At 72.7% G+C, this 17,395-nt stretch carries 11 protein-coding genes and 1 pseudogene; 8 read left to right on the plus strand and 4 right to left on the minus strand.

The window, feature by feature from the left end; all coding sequences use genetic code 11:
• Nucleotides 1–7: 7 nt before the first annotated feature.
• The gene (locus ACIQU6_RS11375) at nt 8–628 is read right to left on the minus strand and encodes a TetR/AcrR family transcriptional regulator (protein ID WP_403481385.1); all 621 of its coding nucleotides are present in this window, start codon (nt 626–628) and stop codon (nt 8–10) included.
• 182 nt (nt 629–810) lie between these two features.
• Here ACIQU6_RS11375 and ACIQU6_RS11380 point away from each other — a divergent pair, with 182 nt between their 5' ends.
• Both ACIQU6_RS11380 and ACIQU6_RS11385 read left to right on the plus strand, forming a co-directional pair.
• The gene (locus tag ACIQU6_RS11380; protein ID WP_403481386.1) at nt 811–2,346 is read left to right on the plus strand and encodes an APC family permease; all 1,536 of its coding nucleotides are present in this window, start codon (nt 811–813) and stop codon (nt 2,344–2,346) included.
• A 49-nt stretch (nt 2,347–2,395) separates the two neighbouring features.
• Nucleotides 2,396–4,045 carry an amidohydrolase gene (locus tag ACIQU6_RS11385; protein ID WP_403481387.1) on the plus strand — a complete coding sequence of 550 codons (1,650 nt, stop codon included), beginning with the start codon at nt 2,396–2,398 and terminating at the stop codon, nt 4,043–4,045.
• A 127-nt stretch (nt 4,046–4,172) separates the two neighbouring features.
• Here the strand turns inward: ACIQU6_RS11385 and ACIQU6_RS11390 are convergent, their stop codons facing one another.
• From ACIQU6_RS11390 to ACIQU6_RS11400, 3 genes are all read right to left on the minus strand, one after another.
• Entirely contained in the window at nt 4,173–5,039 is an 867-nt protein-coding gene (locus tag ACIQU6_RS11390; RefSeq protein ID WP_403481388.1) for a phosphatase PAP2 family protein, read from the minus strand.
• A gap of 144 nt (nt 5,040–5,183) precedes the next feature.
• A complete protein-coding gene (locus ACIQU6_RS11395; RefSeq protein ID WP_403481389.1) occupies nt 5,184–6,266 on the minus strand; it encodes a LacI family DNA-binding transcriptional regulator in 1,083 nt (360 codons plus the stop codon).
• Nucleotides 6,267–6,291: 25 nt separating this feature from the next.
• On the minus strand, nt 6,292–7,938 hold the full coding sequence (locus ACIQU6_RS11400) for a glycoside hydrolase family 13 protein (RefSeq protein ID WP_403481390.1): 1,647 nt from the start codon (nt 7,936–7,938) through the stop codon (nt 6,292–6,294).
• A 223-nt stretch (nt 7,939–8,161) separates the two neighbouring features.
• On the opposite strand from ACIQU6_RS11400, the gene ACIQU6_RS11405 reads away from it, so the two are divergent.
• The 6 genes and pseudogenes from ACIQU6_RS11405 to pulA all read left to right on the plus strand — a co-directional run.
• Nucleotides 8,162–9,436 (plus strand): extracellular solute-binding protein, encoded by a 1,275-nt coding sequence (locus tag ACIQU6_RS11405; protein WP_403481391.1) that lies wholly within the window; start codon nt 8,162–8,164, stop codon nt 9,434–9,436.
• Nucleotides 9,433–10,368 carry a carbohydrate ABC transporter permease gene (locus tag ACIQU6_RS11410; RefSeq protein ID WP_403481392.1) on the plus strand — a complete coding sequence of 312 codons (936 nt, stop codon included), beginning with the start codon at nt 9,433–9,435 and terminating at the stop codon, nt 10,366–10,368. Before ACIQU6_RS11405 ends, ACIQU6_RS11410 begins: the two co-directional genes overlap by 4 nt.
• 116 nt (nt 10,369–10,484) lie before the next feature.
• Complete coding sequence (locus ACIQU6_RS11415; RefSeq protein ID WP_403481393.1) at nt 10,485–11,291, plus strand: sugar ABC transporter permease; 807 nt, start codon at nt 10,485–10,487, stop codon at nt 11,289–11,291.
• 166 nt (nt 11,292–11,457) lie between these two features.
• Complete coding sequence (locus ACIQU6_RS11420) at nt 11,458–13,260, plus strand: glycoside hydrolase family 13 protein (protein WP_403481394.1); 1,803 nt, start codon at nt 11,458–11,460, stop codon at nt 13,258–13,260.
• A complete protein-coding gene (locus tag ACIQU6_RS11425) occupies nt 13,248–14,294 on the plus strand; it encodes a LacI family DNA-binding transcriptional regulator (protein ID WP_403481395.1) in 1,047 nt (348 codons plus the stop codon). The genes ACIQU6_RS11420 and ACIQU6_RS11425 overlap by 13 nt, the downstream gene beginning before the upstream one ends.
• A gap of 292 nt (nt 14,295–14,586) precedes the next feature.
• Nucleotides 14,587–17,232: pseudogene (gene pulA, locus ACIQU6_RS11430) on the plus strand (pullulanase-type alpha-1,6-glucosidase); the annotation flags it as partial.
• Nucleotides 17,233–17,395: the final 163 nt, after the last annotated feature.

A 17,395-nucleotide genomic window follows, 5' to 3' on the forward strand; every position in this document is an offset into this window, starting at 1 on the left:
CCAGGGGCTACGGCGCGGTCGTGCCGTCGGCGCGCAGCGCCCGGAGGTGCGCCAGGTAGCCGGCGAGGGTGAGTTCGAAGGCGGTGTCGGCGCGGTCCGGTCCCGCGGCGTCCTGGGCCGCGGCCAGCCGCGGCGCGTCGGCCGCGCCGGCGGCCTCCCACATCCGCTCCGGCGCCGCCATGTCCAGCGCCGAGCCCAGCACGAGGTTGTCCAGGCCGGTGATCACCGCCAGCACCGCCCCGGGTGCGAAGCCGGCGTCCAGCAGCAGCCCGGCCACCTGGTCGTACTGGGCGAGCGCCCGCGGTGCGCGGACCGGCGCGGTCATCAGCATCGGGATGGTCCGCGGGTGGGCGGCGAACGCGGCGCGGTAGGAGCGCGCCCAGGCGGCGAGCGCCTCGTCCCAGGGAGCGTCGCGCAGGGTGTCGGGGTCCATCGCCTCGGCGACCCGCTCCCGCAGCAGCTCGATCACCCCGGCCCGGCCGTCCACGTGGTGGTATACCGAAGCGGTCTGCGCGCCGAGCCGCCGGGCCACCTCCGGGATGCTGAAGTCGCCCTTCTCGTCGACGAGTTGGAGCGCGGTCTCGCCGATTCGTGCCCGGTCCAACAGGGCCTTGTGCGGCCGCCCCATGGTGCCCCCTCCCGACAAAAGACCCCATTGGGGGGTCTTCCGGAATCGTACGGCGCGGGGTACGGTCCATAAACCAAAAGGCTATAGGTTTCTCCCTCTTTCCGCGGTCACCTCGCCGTCACACCCCGTACGCGCACGGCCGCTCCCCCTCTCCCCTCCGGTCGCAGAAGGGCAACCGAGCCATGGCCGTAGATTCCGCGTCCCACAACGGGGCCACGCCACCCCCGACCGACGCCGAGGGTGCCACGCTGCGCCGCGGCACCCTCGGCGTCGCCGACATCGCCTTCTTCGTCATCTCCGCCGCCGCCCCGCTCACGGTCATGGCCGGCACCTCCCCGATCGCGCTCGGCGCCGGCGGCGTCGGCGCCCCGGTCGGCTACGCCCTGGCCGGCGCCACCCTCGCCCTGTTCGCGGTGGGCTTCACCACCATGGCCCGGCACGTGCGCAACGGCGGCGGCTTCTACGCCTTCATCACCCGGGGCCTGGGCCGCCCGGCCGGCTTCGGCGCCGCCACCGTGGCCCTGCTCGCCTACAACGGCATGCAGATCGGCGTCTACGGCCTGCTCGCCACCGCCACCCAGGAGGCCCTCCAGGCGTTCTGGGGCGTGCACGTCCCCTGGCCGCTGATCGCGCTCGTCGGCGTCGTGGTCATCTGGTACCTCGGGTACCGCAGCATCACCTTCGGCGCCAAGGTGCTCGGCGTGCTGCTGGTCGCCGAGACCGGCATCCTCCTGCTGCTCGCCGGCGGCGTCCTGCTGCAGGGCGGCGCCGACGGCCTGACGCTGGACTCCTTCACCCCGGAGGCGGTCCTCGTCCCCGGCACCGGTGCGGTGCTGGCCTTCGCCTTCGCCGCCTTCACCGGCTTCGAGTCCACCGCCATCTACCGCCGCGAGGCCCGCAACCCCCGCCGCACCATCCCGCGCGCCACCTACATCGCGGTCGCCTTCCTCGGCGTCTTCTACGCCTTCACCATCTGGATCATCATCCAGGCGTACGGCTCCGACCGGATCCTCCAGGCCGCCGCGGAGGACCCCGCGGGCCTCTTCTTCACCGCCACCACCCACTACGTCGGCAGCTGGGCCACCGGCCTGATGCACCTGTTCATCGTCACCAGCATCGTCGCCTCCCAACTCGCCTTCCACAACGCCATCAACCGCTACGGCCTGGCCATGGCGGAGGAGGGCGTGCTGCCCGCCGCCCTCGGCCGGGTCCACCCGCGGCACCGCTCGCCGTACGTCGCCGGCGTGGTGCAGAGCGTCCTCGCCGTCCTGGTCATCGTGGGCTTCGCGCTGGCCGGCGCCGACCCCTACACCCAACTGCTGCTGTGGATGAACACCCCCGGGATCCTGGGCCTGATGGCGCTCCAGGTGCTCACCGCGGTGGCCGTGCTGCTGTACTTCCGGCGCATCCGGCACCAGGAGGGGGCGCTGCGCACCAAGGTCGCGCCGCTGCTCGCCGCGGTGCTGATGTGCGGTGCCCTCTGGCTGGTCATCTCCAAGATCGACAGCCTGACCGGCGCGGACCTCGGCACCAACGTCGTCCTCGTCCTGATCGTCCCGGCCGCCTTCGCCGCCGGTCTGCTGCTGGCCCGCCGGGTCCGCCGCACCCGCCCCGCCGTCTACGCGGGCTTCGCCGCCGATCCCGACGAGGAACGGGCCGAGCCGGCCGCCCCGGACCCCTCCGACGCCCCGCCCGAAGAGGCCGCCGCCCGCGGCTGACCGGCGACCCCGCCCGGCCCCACCATCCGCCCCGCACCGAGGAGTTACCGTGCCGCCCAGCCCGTCCCGCGCCCCGCTCGCCGCCGCCGACACCATCCTGGTCGGCGCCCGGGTCCGCACCCTGGACCCGGCCCGCCCCCGGGCCGAGGCCGTCGCCCTCAAGGACGGGCGGATCGCCGCGGTCGGCGACGCGGCGGACGTACGGCACTGGCGCGGCGCCGCCACCGAGGTCATCGACCTGGCCGGTGCCACCCTCGTCCCCGGCCTCACCGACGGCCACAGCCACCCCCTGTGGGGCGTCGAGATGGCCACCGGACTCGACCTGACCGCCGTCCGCGACCTCGCCGGACTGCGCGCCGAACTCGCCGCCGCGGTACGGAAATCGCCCCGGGGCGGCTGGCTCACCGGCTGGGGCCTGGACCACAACGCCTTCGGCGACCATCCCGTCCACCGCGACCTGATCGAGGACGCGCTCGGCGGCGCCCCCGCCTTCCTGCGCCTCTACGACGGCCACTCGGCGCTGGCCAGCGGCCGGGCGCTGCAGGCCGCCGGGATCACCGGGCCGCGGGACTTCGCCCAGCGCGCCAGCGTGGTCTGCGACGACGCCGGACGCCCCACCGGGCACCTCGTCGAGCACGCCGCGATGAACCTGGTGCTGCCCGCCATGCCGCGCCCCTCGTCCGCCCACCGCCGGCTCCGACTGCTGGGCCTGCTGCGGGAGATGGCCGCGGCCGGCCTCACCGGCGCCCACGTCATGGACATGGAGGACGCGGACGCGCCGGAACTCCTCGCCGGCATCGAGGCGGACGGCCACCTCCCGGTCCGGCTGCGGCTCGCCCCCTGGTGCATGCCCGGCATCGACGCCGACGGCCTGGACCACCTGGTCGCGCTCCAGCGCCGGGCCGGCCGGCACTGGCGGATCGGCGGGGTGAAGTTCTTCATGGACGGCACCGTCGAGGGCGGCACGGCCTGGCTGGAGCGGCCCGACTGCCACGGCCAGGGCACCGACGCGTTCTGGCCCGACCCCGCCGCCTACACCCACGCCGTCCACCACCTCGACCGGGCCGGGGTGCGCACCGCCACCCACGCCATCGGCGACGCCGCGGTCCGCCACGTCCTGGACACGGTGGAACTGCTCGGCGACCCCCGGCCCGGCGCCCGGTACCGCCACCGCATCGAGCACATCGAGACCGTCCCCGACGCCCAACTCCCGCGCTTCGCCCGGCTCGGCGTGGTCGCCTCCATGCAGCCCACCCACACCCACTACACCCGCGCCGACCACACCGACGCCTGGTCCCGACGGGTCGGCGCCGAGCGGGCCGGACGCGCCTGGCGCTGCCGCGACCTGCGGGACGCCGGCGCCGTCCTGGTCCTCGGCTCCGACTGGCCGATCGCCCACCATGACCCCCGCCAGGTGCTGGCCACCGCCCGGCTGCGGCGCCCCGCGGGCCGCCCCGAGGTCGCGCCGGTCACCCCCGGCCAGGCACTGACCGGACTGCAGGCGCTGGAGGGCCTGACCGCGCACGCCGCGCTCGCCGCCGGCGAGGAGGCCGAGGCCGGCCGGATCGCGCCCGGCTTCCGCGCCGACGTGACCGCGCTCGCCGTCGACCCGGTCACCGCCCCCGCCGACGAGGTGGCCACCGCCCCCGTCCGCCTGACCGTTACCGGCGGGCACCTCACCCACCGCGCCACGCTCTGACCACGGGCGACCGCACTACGCGACCGTCGACGTCCGCCCACCAACGACGGCGGGCCGCGGGCGCCCGGAATCGGGAGCGCCCGCGGCCCGCCGCCGCCCGGTGCGCGGGATCACCCCCGCGCACCGCTCACGCCTTGAGCGGCCTCGGCACCTTCACCTTCGCCACCCCCGCGTACCGTGCCAGCCGGTGCGGCAGTCGTCCGTACCACGCGTACGCCAGCGCATAGCCGAACGCCAGGCACAGCACCCCGCCCAACGCGTCCAGCCAGAAGTGGTTGGCGGTGGAGACGATCACCGTCAGCGTCGTGGCCGGGTACAGCAGGCCCAGCGCCCTGGCCCACACCGGCTTCGCCAGCAGCGCGATGGTGAGGCCGCACCACAGCGACCAGCCGATGTGCATCGACGGCATCGCGGCGTACTGGTTGGACATCGACGCGAGGTTCCCGGACGCCATCGAGCCCCAGGTGCCGTGCTCGATGACGGTGTCCACGAAGCCGCCGTCCGGCATCAGCCGGGGCGGCGCCAACGGGTAGAAGTAGTAACCGATCAGCGCGACGCCGGTGGTCGCGAAGAGCGCCAGCCGGGCCGCCGCGTACCGCCCGGGATGCCAGCGGTAGAGCCACACCAGCACCCCGATCGTCATGATGAAGTGCAGCGTCGCGTAGTAGTAGTTCATCGACACGATCAGCCAGGTGACCGAATTCACGGCGTGGTTGACGGTGTGCTCGACGGCGATGCCCAGGGAGTGCTCGGCCCGCCAGATCCAGTCGGCGTTCCGCAGCGCCTGCGCCTTCTGCTCCGGGACCGCGTTGCGGATCATGGAGTAGACGCAGTAACTGACCGCGATCAGGAGGATCTCGAACCAGAGCCGGGGCGAGCGCGGGGTTCTGAACCGGGCCAGCCGGCCCTTCTCCGCCGGACGATCCGCCCGCTCCCCGCTGGTCGGCGGGGCGGCTGACAGGTCGTCCAGAGTCCTCACGTGCGCTTCACCCATAGGCAGACAGTCTGCCAGAAAGGGATCAGTGGCCGATCAGCCTCTGGTGGGGTCAGCAACACCCCGTATCGCACCTCAGGAGGAGGGGGCATCCCCTAGGGGACGACCCGGGGGACAGCGTCGTGCGTCCGGCGGGCCCCGTCCCTACCGGGAGGCCCGCGCCGGGCGGGGCACCTTCGCCGCCCCCGGTGCCGGCTTCGCCCCGGGGGCCGCCTTCGGCGCCGACGCCGTCGAGCCCCGGACCACCAGCTCGGGATGGAAGACGAACTCGGTGTGCGGCGCCGGGGTGCCCCCGATCTCCTCCAACAGCGCCCGCACCGCCGCCTGCCCCATGGCCGGCACCGGCTGCCGGATCGTCGTCAACGGCGGATCGGTGAAGGCGATCAGGGGGGAGTCGTCGAAGCCCACCACGGACATCTCCCGTGGCACGTCCAACCCGCGCTGCCGGGCCGCCCGGATCGCGCCCAGCGCCATCATGTCGCTGGCGCACACGATCGCCGTCACCCCGCGCTCGATCAGCGTGCCCGCCGCGGCCTGGCCGCCCTCCAGGGTGAAGAGGGAGTGCTGGATGAACGGCTCCGCCGCGGCCCGGTCCAGGCCGAGCTGCTCCTCGACGCAGGCCAGGAACCCGTCGATCTTCCGCTGGACCGGCACGAACCGCTTCGGCCCGAGCGCCAGCCCGATCCGCCGGTGCCCCAGCGCGGTGAGATGGGTCACCGCCAGCTCCACCGCGGTCCGGTCGTCGGGGGAGACGAAGGGCGCCCGCACCTGGTCGGAGAAGCCGTTGATGAGGACGAACGGCACGCCCTGGCCGCGCAGCCGCGCATAGCGCGCCATGTCGGCGTCGGTGTCGGCGTGCAGCCCGGAGACGAAGATGATGCCGGCCACCCCGCGGTCCACCAGCATCTCGGTCAGCTCGTCCTCGGTGGAGCCGCCCGGGGTCTGGGTGGCCAGCACCGGGGTGTATCCCTGCCGGGTCAGCGCCTGCCCGATGACCTGGGCGAAGGCCGGGAAGATCGGGTTCTCCAGCTCCGGGGTGATCAACCCGACCAGGCCCGCGCTGCGCCGCCGCAGCCGCACCGGCCGCTCGTAGCCCAGCACGTCGAGGGCGGCCAGCACCGACTGGCGGGTGGTGGCGGAGACGCCGGGCTTCCCGTTGAGAACCCGGCTGACGGTGGCCTCGCTGACACCCGCCTGTGCTGCGATATCGGCCAGCCGCGCGGTCATGGCACTGGACTGTACCGGGCGCATCTCAGATTGCCCACCAGGTACAGCTGTCCCCGGGCAGCACCGCCGAGCCGCCGTCGGCCGCCACCGGCGCGCTGGCGAGCAGGAGTTCACCGGGCACCGGCACCTCCACGTCGCGGTCGAGGGTGTTGACCGCGCACAGCATCCCGGAGCGGCGGAACGCCAACACCCCTGCGGGGGCCGGCTGCCAGGCCATCTCCCCGTCGCCCAGCCCCGGCAGCCGGCGGCGCAGCGCCAGCGCGCTGCGGTAGAGCTCCAACGTGGAGGCCGGGTCGCCGGTCTGCGCCGCCACGCTCAGCCGGCCCCAGTCGGCCGGCTGCGGCAGCCAACTCCCGCCCGGCCCGAAGCCGTACGACGGCAGCTCGCCGGACCAGGGGAGCGGCACCCGGCAGCCGTCCCGGAACCCGTCCTGGCCGCTGGTGCCGGAGGCGCCGACCGCCTCCGACCCGTCGCCGGCGAGCCGGCCGCGGAAGAACGCCGGGTCCTGGCGCGCCTCGGCCGGCAGGTCGACGACCTCCGGCAGTCCCAACTCCTCGCCCTGGTAGAGGTAGGCGGAGCCGGGCAGCGCCAGCATCAGCAGGGTGGCGGCGCGGGCCCGGGCGAGGCCGCCGAGGCGGGTGGTGTGCCGGACGACGTCGTGGTTGGAGAGCACCCAGGTGGTGGGCGCGCCGACGGCGACGGTGGCGGCCAGCGAGGAGTCGATGACCTCGCGCAGCGCCGCGACCTCCCACGGGGTGTTCAGGAACTGGAAGTTGAACGCCTGGTGGAGCTCGTCCGGGCGGACGTAGAGGGCCAGCCGCTCGACGCTGGGCGCCCATGCCTCGGCGACCCCGATCACCTCCCGACCGCTGGTCTCGGTGTGCTCGTCCAGGAGCCGGCGCCAGGTGCGGTGGATGGCGTGCACGCCGTCCTGGTCGAAGAAGGGGAGGACCTGTGAGCCGATGAGGCGGGCCTGTTCGCCGTGGCCGATGTCGGGCAGGCCGGGCGCCTTGATCATGCCGTGGGCGACGTCGACGCGGAAGCCGTCCACGCCCAGCTCCAGCCAGAAGCGCAGGATGGCGGCGAACTCCTCGTGGACCTCGGGCCGTTCCCAGTCCAGGTCGGGCTGTTCGGGGGCGAAGAGGTGCAGGTACCAGTCGCCGCGGTCGGTGCGGGTCCAGGCCGGGCCGCCGAAGACGGACTCCCAGTCGTTGGGCGGGAGTTCGCCGTGCGCGCCCTTGCCGGGGCGGAAGACGTAGCGCTGCCGGGCGAGTTCGGGGTCCGTGAACCACGGGTGCCGGTCGGAGGTGTGGTTGGGAACCACGTCGACGATCACCCGCAGGCCCAGGTCGTGGGCGGTGCCGATGAGGTCGCCGGCGTCCGCGAGGGTGCCGAACAACGGGTCGACGGCGCGGTAGTCGGCGACGTCGTAGCCGCCGTCGGCCTGCGGCGAGGCGTAGAACGGGGTGAGCCAGACGGCGTCCACGCCCAGCTCCTTGAGGTGGGGGAGCCGGTCGCGCACCCCGCGCAGATCGCCGATGCCGTCGCCGTCGCTGTCGGCGAAGGAGCGGACGTAGACCTGGTAGATGACGGCGTCACGCCACCACCCCCGGGCTCCGTCGGGTCCGGCGGCCTGGGGGGCGGGGCTGGGGGAAGTGAGCTCCTGGGTCATCTGCCGTCCCTGTCAGGTCATGAGGCGAAGTGCTTCCACGGAAGTCAACGCGCGGGCGGGCGGCGGGTGACGGTGCGCGGGGGCCCCGGGGCGTCCGGTTCCAGCCAGGGCACTGCAGCGGCTTTCGGAATTCTTGCAGAAAACTCTCGCAACATCTTTCGGATTGTTTGCGGCGCTGTTACGTTCCAGACCGCCAACCGAGGCTTTCCCCTAAGGAGTTCAGATGCGGTGTGGCATACGTGGCGCGCTCGCCACCGCGCTGGTGACGGGCCTGGCACTGGCGGCGACGGGATGCGGGGGCGGGGGCGACGGCGGCGGCACGACCGGCGGTGAACTGGCCGGAACCGTGACCTTCTGGGACACCTCCAACGACGCCGAGAAGGCCACCTACCGGAAACTGGCCGAAGGGTTCCAGAAGGAGCACCCCAAGGTCCACGTCGCCTATGTGAACGTCCCGTTCGGCGACGCCAACGCCAAGTTCAAGAACGCCGCGGGCGGCGGCGCCGGCGCCCCCGACGTGATGCGCACCGACGTCGCCTGGGTCGCCGACTTCGCCAACCTCGGCTACCTCGCCCCGCTCGACGGCACCCCGGCCCTGGCCGACACCGCCGACTACCTCCCGCAGGCCGTCGGCTCCACCAAGTTCGGCGGCCGCACCTACGCCGCGCCCCAGGTGATCGACACCCTCGCGCTCTTCTACAACAAGAAGCTGCTGGCCGACGCCGGCGTCCCCGTTCCCAGGACCTTCGCCGAACTCGGCGCCGCGGCCGCGAAGATCAAGGCGAAGACCGGCGCCACCGCCCTCTACCTGCGTGGCGACGACCCCTACTGGTTCCTGCCCTACCTCTACGGCGAGGGCGGCGACATGGTCGACGCGGCCCACAAGAAGGTCACCATCGACAACGCCGCCGGGGTCCGCGCCTTCCGCACCCTCAAGCAACTCGTGGACTCCAAGGCCGCCGTCACCGACGCCACCGACGGCCAGGAGAACCAGCTCAAGGCCCTCAAGGACGGCACCGTCGCGATGGCGATCGACGGCCCCTGGGACATCGAGGGCGCCCGCGCCGGCAAGGCGTTCGCGGACAAGGGCAACCTCGGCGTCGCCCCCGTCCCCGGCGGATCCACCGCCAAGGGCTCCCCGCAGGGCGGTTGGGACCTCTCCGTCTACGCCGGCAGCAAGAACCTCAACGCCGCCTACGCCTTCGTGAAGTACATGAGCTCCGCCAAGGTCCAGCAGCAGACCACCGAGCGGCTCAGCCTGCTGCCCACCCGCAAGTCCGTCTACAACGCCCCGTCCGTCAAGCACAACGAGATGGTCGCCTTCTTTAAGCCCGCCGTCGACGGTGCCGTCCAACGCCCCTGGATCGCCGAGGGCAACTCCCTCTTCGAGCCGCTCAAGGTCCAGATGAACAAGGTCCTCACCGGCGCCGCCACGCCCGAGCAGGCCGCCAAGTCCGTCGGGGACGCCTACCGGAAGCTGCTCAAGGACTACACGTGACGCTCACCGCCCGCCTCCGCCGGGCGCTCGCCACTCACTGGTACGCCTGGACGATGGCCGCCCCGGTCGTCCTCGTCGTCGGCGTCATCATCGGGATCCCCCTCGTCCGCGGCCTGTACCTCTCCCTGACCGACGCCAACGAGGCCAACGTCGAGCGCTCGATCGGCATGAACCACCTCCCCGCCACCTATCACTTCACCGGTCTGGCCAACTACCGCGCGGTGCTGACCGACGGCGTCTTCTGGGGCCGGCTGGGCTGGACCGTGACCTGGACCCTCGCCTGCGTCACGCTCACCTTCCTGATCGGCCTGGCGCTGGCCACCCTGCTCAACCGCCGGCTGCGCGGCCGCACCGTCTACCGCCTGGCGCTGATCCTGCCCTGGGCCATCCCCGCCTTCGTCTCCGTCTTCACCTGGCGGATGCTCTACAACGAGAAGAACGGTCTGCTCAACAAGGTGCTGGCCGGCGGCGGCATCGACGGCGTGCCCTGGCTCAACGACCCGACCTGGGCCAAGCTCTCGGTGATCGCGGTCAACGTCTGGCTGGGCGTGCCCTTCATGCTCGTCGCCCTCCTCGGCGGGCTCCAGTCGATCCCCGGCGAGCTCTACGAGGCCGCCGAGATGGACGGCGCCGGCGCCTGGCAGCGCTTCCGCCACATCACCGCGCCCGGCCTGCGCGCGGTGAGCAGCACGGTGCTCCTGCTCTCCACCATCTGGACGTTCAACATGTTCCCGGTGATCTTCCTGCTCACCAGGGGCGGACCCGGCGACGCCACCGAGATCCTGGTGACCTACGCCTACCGGCTCTCCTTCGTCGACAGCCCCCGCAACTTCTCCGCCTCCGCCACCTGGGGCGTGGTCATCCTCGCCCTCCTCGCCCTCGTCGCCGTCGGCTACCGACGAACGCTGCGCAAACAGGGAGAGGTGTGGTGAACGTGGCGCGCCCCGACTCTCGTCCCGCTTCTCCTCCCAGCTCTCGCTCTGGCTCTCGCTCTGGCTCTCGTTCTGGGGCTCGTTCTCGTCCTCGTTCTCGTTCCGAGCGGCATCCGTTGGCCTCCGTCGGGCTGCATCTGGCGCTGTTGTCGGCGACGGTCGTCGCGGTCTTCCCGCCGGTGTGGCTGCTGATCACCTCCTTCAAACCCACCAACGACGCCTTCACCACCGGCCTCGTCTCCCACTTCACGCTCGCCAACTACACCCACGTCCTGACCGGTACCACCTTCCTCACCTGGTTCGGCAACTCCGTGGTCGTCGTCGGACTGACCACCGTCCTCGGGGTGTTCATCGCCGCCACCACCGGCTACGCCGTCAGCCGCTTCCGCTTCCCCGGCATGCGCCCGCTGATGTGGCTGCTGCTGATCACCCAGATGTTCCCGGTCGCCGTGCTGATCGTTCCGCTCTACAACCTGTTCGCCTCCCTCGGCCTGCTCAACCAGCCGGCCGGGCTCGTCCTCACCTACCTCACCATCGCCGTGCCGTTCTGCGCCTGGATGATGAAGGGCTTCTTCGACACCATCCCGGTGGAGATCGACGAGGCGGGCCGGGTCGACGGCCTCAACCCCTTCGGCACCTTCTGGCGGTTGGTCCTCCCGCTCGCCCGTCCCGGCCTCGCCGTCACCGGCTTCTACACCTTCGTCACGGCCTGGGCCGAGGTCGCCTACGCCTCCGCCTTCATGACCGGCGAGGAGAACCTCACCCTCGCCGGCGGGCTGCAGACCTTCGTCAACCAGTACACCAACGACTGGGGTTCGATGACCGCCGCCGCCGTGCTCATCGCCGTACCGGCCGCGCTGGTCTTCGCCTTCGCCCAACGTCACCTCGTCTCCGGACTGACCGCCGGCACCACCAAGGGATGACATGACCCGACAGCACATCGCCCCACCCGACACCACTCCCGCCGGGCACCCGGAGCCGGGCAACAACACCCGTGCCACCAGGGCCACTTCGCGGCCGGGTCGGCCGGCTCCGTCGGCTCCATCGGTTTCATTGGTCTCGTCGACTTCGCCGACTTCGCCGAAATCAATGGTCCCGTCGGACACTGACTGGTGGCGCGACGCGGTGATCTACCAGATCTACCCACGCAGCTTCGCCGACGGCAACGGCGACGGCATGGGAGACCTGCCCGGCATCCGCAGTCGACTCTGCCACCTGCGCGATCTGGGCGTGGACGCGGTCTGGTTGAGCCCCTTCTACGCCTCCCCACAGGCCGACGCCGGCTACGACGTCGCCGACTACCGGGCCATCGACCCGCTCTTCGGCACCCTGGCCGACGCCGAGGCCGTCCTCCACGAGGCCCACCGCCTCGGTCTTCGCGTCATCATCGACATCGTCCCCAATCACTGCTCCGACCAGCACCCGTGGTTCCGCCGCGCCCTCGCCGAGGGCCCCGGTTCGGTCCACCGTGCACGCTTCCACTTCCACCCGGGCCGCGGCCGCGACGGCGAACTCCCGCCCAACGACTGGGAGTCCGTCTTCGGCGGCCCGGCCTGGACCCGCCTCCCCGACGGCGAGTGGTACCTCCACCTCTTCGCTCCCGAACAGCCGGACCTCAACTGGGACCACCCCGCCGTCCAGGACGAGTTCCGCTCCATCCTCCGTTTCTGGCTCGACCTGGGCGTGGACGGCTTCCGCGTCGACGTCGCCCACGGCATGGTCAAGGCGCCCGGCCTGCCCGACATCGGCCGCGGCGAACAGGCCCGCCTCATCGGCTCACAGGTCCTCCCCTTCTTCGACCAGGACGGCGTGCACGCCATCTACCGCTCCTGGCGCGCGATCCTCGACGAGTACCCCGGGCAGCGGATCGGCGTCGCCGAAGCCTGGGCCCCCTCCGTCGAGCGGCTGGCGCTCTACGTCCGCCCGGACGAGCTGCACCAGGGCTTCAACTTCCACTACCTGAACACTGCTTGGGATGCCGGCGATCTCCGCACCACCATCGACACCTCCCTCACCGCCCTGCGTGCCGTCGGCGCGCCGGCCACCTGGGTCCTCTCCAACCACGACGTGGTGCGCCACCGCACCCGCCTCGGTGGTGGCCTGGACCGCGCCCGCGCCGCCACCCTGCTGATGCTGGCGCTGCCGGGCTCGGCCTACCTCTACCAGGGCGAGGAGTTGGGACTGCCGGAGGTCACCGATCTCCCCGACGAGGCCCGCCAGGACCCGTCCTTCTTCCGCGCCAACGGGCAGGACGGCCTGCGCGACGGCTGCCGCGTGCCGCTTCCCTGGAGCGGCACCCGGCCCCCGTACGACTTCGGCGCCGGCGAGGTCTGGCTGCCCCAGCCCGACGACTGGGCCGCGCTCACCGTCGAGGCCCAGACCGGCGACCCGGCCTCCACCCTGGAGCTGTACCGCAGCGCGCTGGCCCTGCGCCGCGCCCACCCCGGCCTCGGCGCGGGGGAGGCGATCGAGTGGCTGCCCGCCCCGGATGGCGTGCTGGCCTTCCGCCGCCCCGGCGGACTGATCTGCACCGTGAACACCACGGCGGAGACCGTCCGGCTGTCTCTGCCGCCCGTCCGTCAACTCCTGTCGTCGCAGGTGCCGTTCGGCCTGGACGCGGATGTGGATGCGGATGCGGATGTGGTGTCGGCGTCGGCCTCCTCTCCTGTGCCCCCCTCGGGCCCCTCGCACCGCTCGTCCCGCTCGTCCTCGTCATCTCCCGTCTCCTCTCTTCTCTCCGACTCGACCGGTGTGTCCGGCTCGACCGGTGTGTCCAGCTCGCCGACCCGTCAACCGTCCAACGCCCCCCGCGACTTGGAAGTTCCCGGAAATCCCGAAGTTTCTGAACTTCGTGAAATCTCGGCTGACACCACGATCTGGTGGGAGGAGTGACCCGACCGATCCCCCGAGCCGCCCCGCGGCTCTCCGATATCGCCGTCCAGGCGGGCGTCAGCGAGGCGACCGCCAGCCGTGTCCTCAACGGCCGCGCGGGCGTGGCGGCGGGGACCCGGCAGCGGGTGCTCGCCGCGCTCGACGTCCTCGGCTACGAACGCCCGGTCCGGCTGCGCCGGCGGAGCGCCGGCCTGGTCGGCCTGGTCATCCCGGAGTTGATCAATCCGATCTTCCCGGCCTTCGCCCAGATCATCGAGCAGTGCCTGGCCGGCCACGGCTACACGCCGGTGCTGTGCACCCAGATGCCGGGCGGCGCCACCGAGGACGAGCTCGTCGAGCAGTTGGAGGAGCGGGGTGTCACCGGCATCGTCTTCCTGTCCGGCCTGCACGCCGACAGCGCCGCCGATCCCTCCCGTTACACCCGGCTCACGTCCCGGGGCGTGCCCTACGTCCTGATCAACGGCTACAACGAGCGGGTCGACGCCCCCTGCGTCTCGCCCGACGACCGCGCCGCGGCCCGGATGGCCGTCCGTCACCTCGTCGAACTGGGTCATGAGCGGATCGGGCTGGCGGTCGGCCCGGCTCGCTATGTGCCCTCCCGCCGCAAGGCGGAGGGCTTCACGGCAGCCCTGGAGGAGGCGTTCGGCCTGTCGAGGCGGGGGGTCGAACGGCTCGTCCGGCACACCCTGTTCAGCGTCGAGGGCGGCCACGCCGCGACCTCGGCCCTGCTGGACGACGGCTGCACCGGCATCGTCTGCGGCAGCGACCTGATGGCGCTGGGTGCGGTGCGCGCGGCCCGTCAGCGGGGCCTCGACGTCCCCGGCCGGCTCTCCGTCGTCGGCTTCGACGACTCCCCACTGATCGCCTTCACCGCCCCGCCGTTGACCACGGTGCGGCAACCGGTGCAGGCGATGGCGACCGCCGCGGTGGGCGCGCTGGTCGAGGAGATCCAGGGAAACCCCGTCCAGCGCACCGAGTTCGTCTTCCAGCCCGAGCTGGTGGTGCGCGGCTCCACCGGGCCGGTGGCGACCTGACACCCGGCCGTCCGGCTACCGACTGCCCGGTCATCCCGCCTCGTACGGGCCTCGGTTGGTGGCCGGTCCGGTCGGCCGGGCGCGTAGGACCCACCGCGGGGCCTCCGGCCGACCGGACCGGCTCGCCAGGGAACGTAACACCGTTGCAATCTCTTGCGAAAGGTCTTGCAGCAACCGTTCATCGCGGCTAGAACCAGGGGCCATGTCCTCCACCGCGCACCGCGCCCGCCGCCGGCTTGCCGCCCTCCTCGCCCTGTGCGCCGGCGCCGCCGCGCTGGCCCTGCCGACGCAGCCCCGCGCCCAGGCGGCCCCCTCCGGCGCCCCCGCCAAGGCCGAGGCCCAGTGGATCGACCGCACCACCGTGGTCTGGAAGGGCGCCCAACGCACCGCCGCCCAACTGGAGTTCGGCGCGAACGCGCGCCCTACGGGCCGGCTCCGACTCACTCCCGGCACCCTCACCCCCGCCGAACGCGCCGCCTACCCGCACCTCACCGGCTACCCGGCCTTCACCGTCGACCCCCGCGACCGCGCCCTGGCCCCCACCGCCCTACGGGAGCGACTGGCCGCCACCCAGGACACCGCCGACGGGCGGCACACCACCGGGGTGCAGATCCCCGGCGTCCTCGACGACCTCTACGGCACCCGCGCCCAACACGCCCCACTGGGGCCGGTGTTCCACGCCGGCCGCCCCACCCTCTCTGTCTGGGCGCCCACCGCCCGCACCGTCGCGCTCGACCTGGCCGGCCGCCGGGTCCCGATGTACCGGGACGACGCCACCGGGGTGTGGAGCGTACGGGGCGGCCGGGACTGGACCGGGAAGCCGTACCGCTACCTGGTCACCGTCTGGGCGCCGGGCGCCGCCCGGATAGCCACCAACGCCGTCACCGACCCGTATGCCACCGCCCTCACCACCGACTCCGCCCGCAGCCTCGTCGTCGACCTGGCCGACCCGAAGTTGGCCCCTAAGGGGTGGGCGACGCTGCGCAAGCCCGCCCCCGTGCCGTTGCGCCGGGCCCGCATCCAGGAGCTGCACATCCGTGACTTCTCCATCGCGGACCGCACCTCCCACCACCCGGGCCAGTACCTCGCGTTCACCGACACCGGCTCCGCCGGCATGCGGCACCTGAAGGCCCTGGCCGAGGCCGGCACCACCCATGTCCACCTGCTGCCGGCCTTCGACTTCGGCTCCGTCCCCGAACGCCGCGCCGACCAGCGGCGCCCGGACTGCGACCTGCCCGCCCTGCCCCCCGACTCCGCCCGCCAACAGGAGTGCGTGGCCAAGACCGCCGACCGGGACGGCTACAACTGGGGCTACGACCCGCTGCACTACACCGTCCCGGAAGGGTCCTACGCCTCCGACCCCTCCGGGACCGCCCGGAACGTCGAGTTCCGTCGCATGGTGCAGGGCCTCAACGGCATCGGCCTGCGCACCGTCATGGACGTCGTCTACAACCACACCGCCGCCAGCGGACAGGACGACCCGCACTCCGTCCTCGACCGCATCGTTCCCGGCTACTACCACCGGCTGCTCGACGACGGCAGCGTCGCCACCTCCACCTGCTGCTCGGGCACCGCGCCCGAGCACACCATGATGGGCAAGCTGGTCGTCGACTCCGTGGTCACCTGGGCCAAGCAGTACAAGGTAGACGGCTTCCGCTTCGACCTCATGGGCCACCACCCCAAGGCCAACATCCTCGCCGTCCGCAGGGCGTTGGACGCCCTCACCCCGGCCCGGGACGGCATCGACGGCACGTCCGTGATCCTCTACGGCGAGGGGTGGAACTTCGGCGAGGTCGCCAACGACGCCCGCTTCGTCCAGGCCACCCAGCGCAACATGGCCGGCACCGGCATCGCCACCTTCAGCGACCGGGCGCGCGACGCGGTCCGCGGCGGCAGCCCCTTCGACGCCGACCCCCGCACCCAGGGCTTCGCCTCGGGCCTGTTCACCGACCCCAACCCGGCACCGGGCACGGCCGTCTCGCCCCGGACCGCTTCCGAGGGCGCAGCGAACGCCAAGGGCCGGGCGCAGCCAAACGGGGACGACCCCGCCGCCCAACGGGCCCGCCTCCTCCACTACCAGGACCTCATCAAGGTCGGCCTCACCGGCAACCTCGCCGACTACGCCTTCACCGACACCACGGGACGCCGGGTCAAGGGCTCCCAGGTCGACTACGACGGAGCCCCCGCCGGCTACGCGGCCGCCCCGGGCGACGCCCTCGCCTACGTCGACGCCCACGACAACGAGACCCTCTACGACGCCCTCGCCTACAAGTTGCCGCGGCACACCTCCGCCGCCGACCGCGCACGGATGCAGGTCGTCGCCCTGGCCACCGCCGCACTCTCACAGGGCCCGGCGCTCTCCCAGGCGGGCTCCGACCTCCTGCGCTCCAAGTCCCTCGACCGCAACTCCTTCAACAGCGGCGACTGGTTCAACGCCCTGCACTGGAGTTGCACCGACGGCCCCCGGGGTGGCACGGCCGACAACGGCTTCGGCCACGGCCTGCCCCCGGCCGCCGACAACAAGGACAAGTGGCCCTATGCCAAGCCCCTGTTGGCCGACCCGGCCCTCCGCCCGGACTGCGCCACCATCACCGCGACCTCGGCCGCCTACCGCGACCTGCTGCGCATCCACGCCACCGAACCGGCCTTCGGCCTGGCCACCGCAGCCGCCGTCCAGTCCGCCCTCTCCTTCCCCCTCTCCGGCCCCGACGAGACCCCCGGCGTGATCACCATGCGCCTGGCCGACCTCGTCGTCGTCTTCAACGCCACCCCGCAACGACAGTGCCCAACCGTCCCCGCCCTCGCCGGCCGGCCCTTCGCCCTGCACCCCCTCCAGGCCCACGGCGCCGACCGCACCACCGCGACCGCCACCTACGACGCCACCACGGGCACCTTCACCGTCCCGCCCCGTACGGTCGCGGTGTTCCGGCGCGGGTGAGCATCCGGGCCGATGCCCGGACGCACAACGGGCGCGTGACGGGTCGGAGTTGGATATCGGCGGGAGGCTCGGACCGGCGTTGGGCAGAGGCTGGGTGGGGCGGGATGGGGCCGGATCGGAGTCGGGGAGAGGTGGGGTCCGGGCCGGTCCGGCACTGAGCCGA

Source organism: Streptomyces sp. NPDC090442 (assembly GCF_044769405.1).
Taxonomy (GTDB): domain Bacteria; phylum Actinomycetota; class Actinomycetes; order Streptomycetales; family Streptomycetaceae; genus Streptomyces.

What these genes read in the sequence shown, in the direction of transcription:
- ACIQU6_RS11375 (WP_403481385.1), bottom strand. Translation starts at nt 628, where the DNA reads ATGGGGCGGCCGCACAAGGCCCTGTTGGACCGGGCACGAATCGGCGAG.
- ACIQU6_RS11380 (WP_403481386.1), top strand. Translation starts at nt 811, where the DNA reads ATGGCCGTAGATTCCGCGTCCCACAACGGGGCCACGCCACCCCCGACC.
- ACIQU6_RS11390 (WP_403481388.1), bottom strand. Translation starts at nt 5,039, where the DNA reads ATGGGTGAAGCGCACGTGAGGACTCTGGACGACCTGTCAGCCGCCCCG.
- ACIQU6_RS11395 (WP_403481389.1), bottom strand. Translation starts at nt 6,266, where the DNA reads ATGACCGCGCGGCTGGCCGATATCGCAGCACAGGCGGGTGTCAGCGAG.
- ACIQU6_RS11400 (WP_403481390.1), bottom strand. Translation starts at nt 7,938, where the DNA reads ATGACCCAGGAGCTCACTTCCCCCAGCCCCGCCCCCCAGGCCGCCGGA.
- ACIQU6_RS11405 (WP_403481391.1), top strand. Translation starts at nt 8,162, where the DNA reads ATGCGGTGTGGCATACGTGGCGCGCTCGCCACCGCGCTGGTGACGGGC.
- ACIQU6_RS11420 (WP_403481394.1), top strand. Translation starts at nt 11,458, where the DNA reads ATGGTCCCGTCGGACACTGACTGGTGGCGCGACGCGGTGATCTACCAG.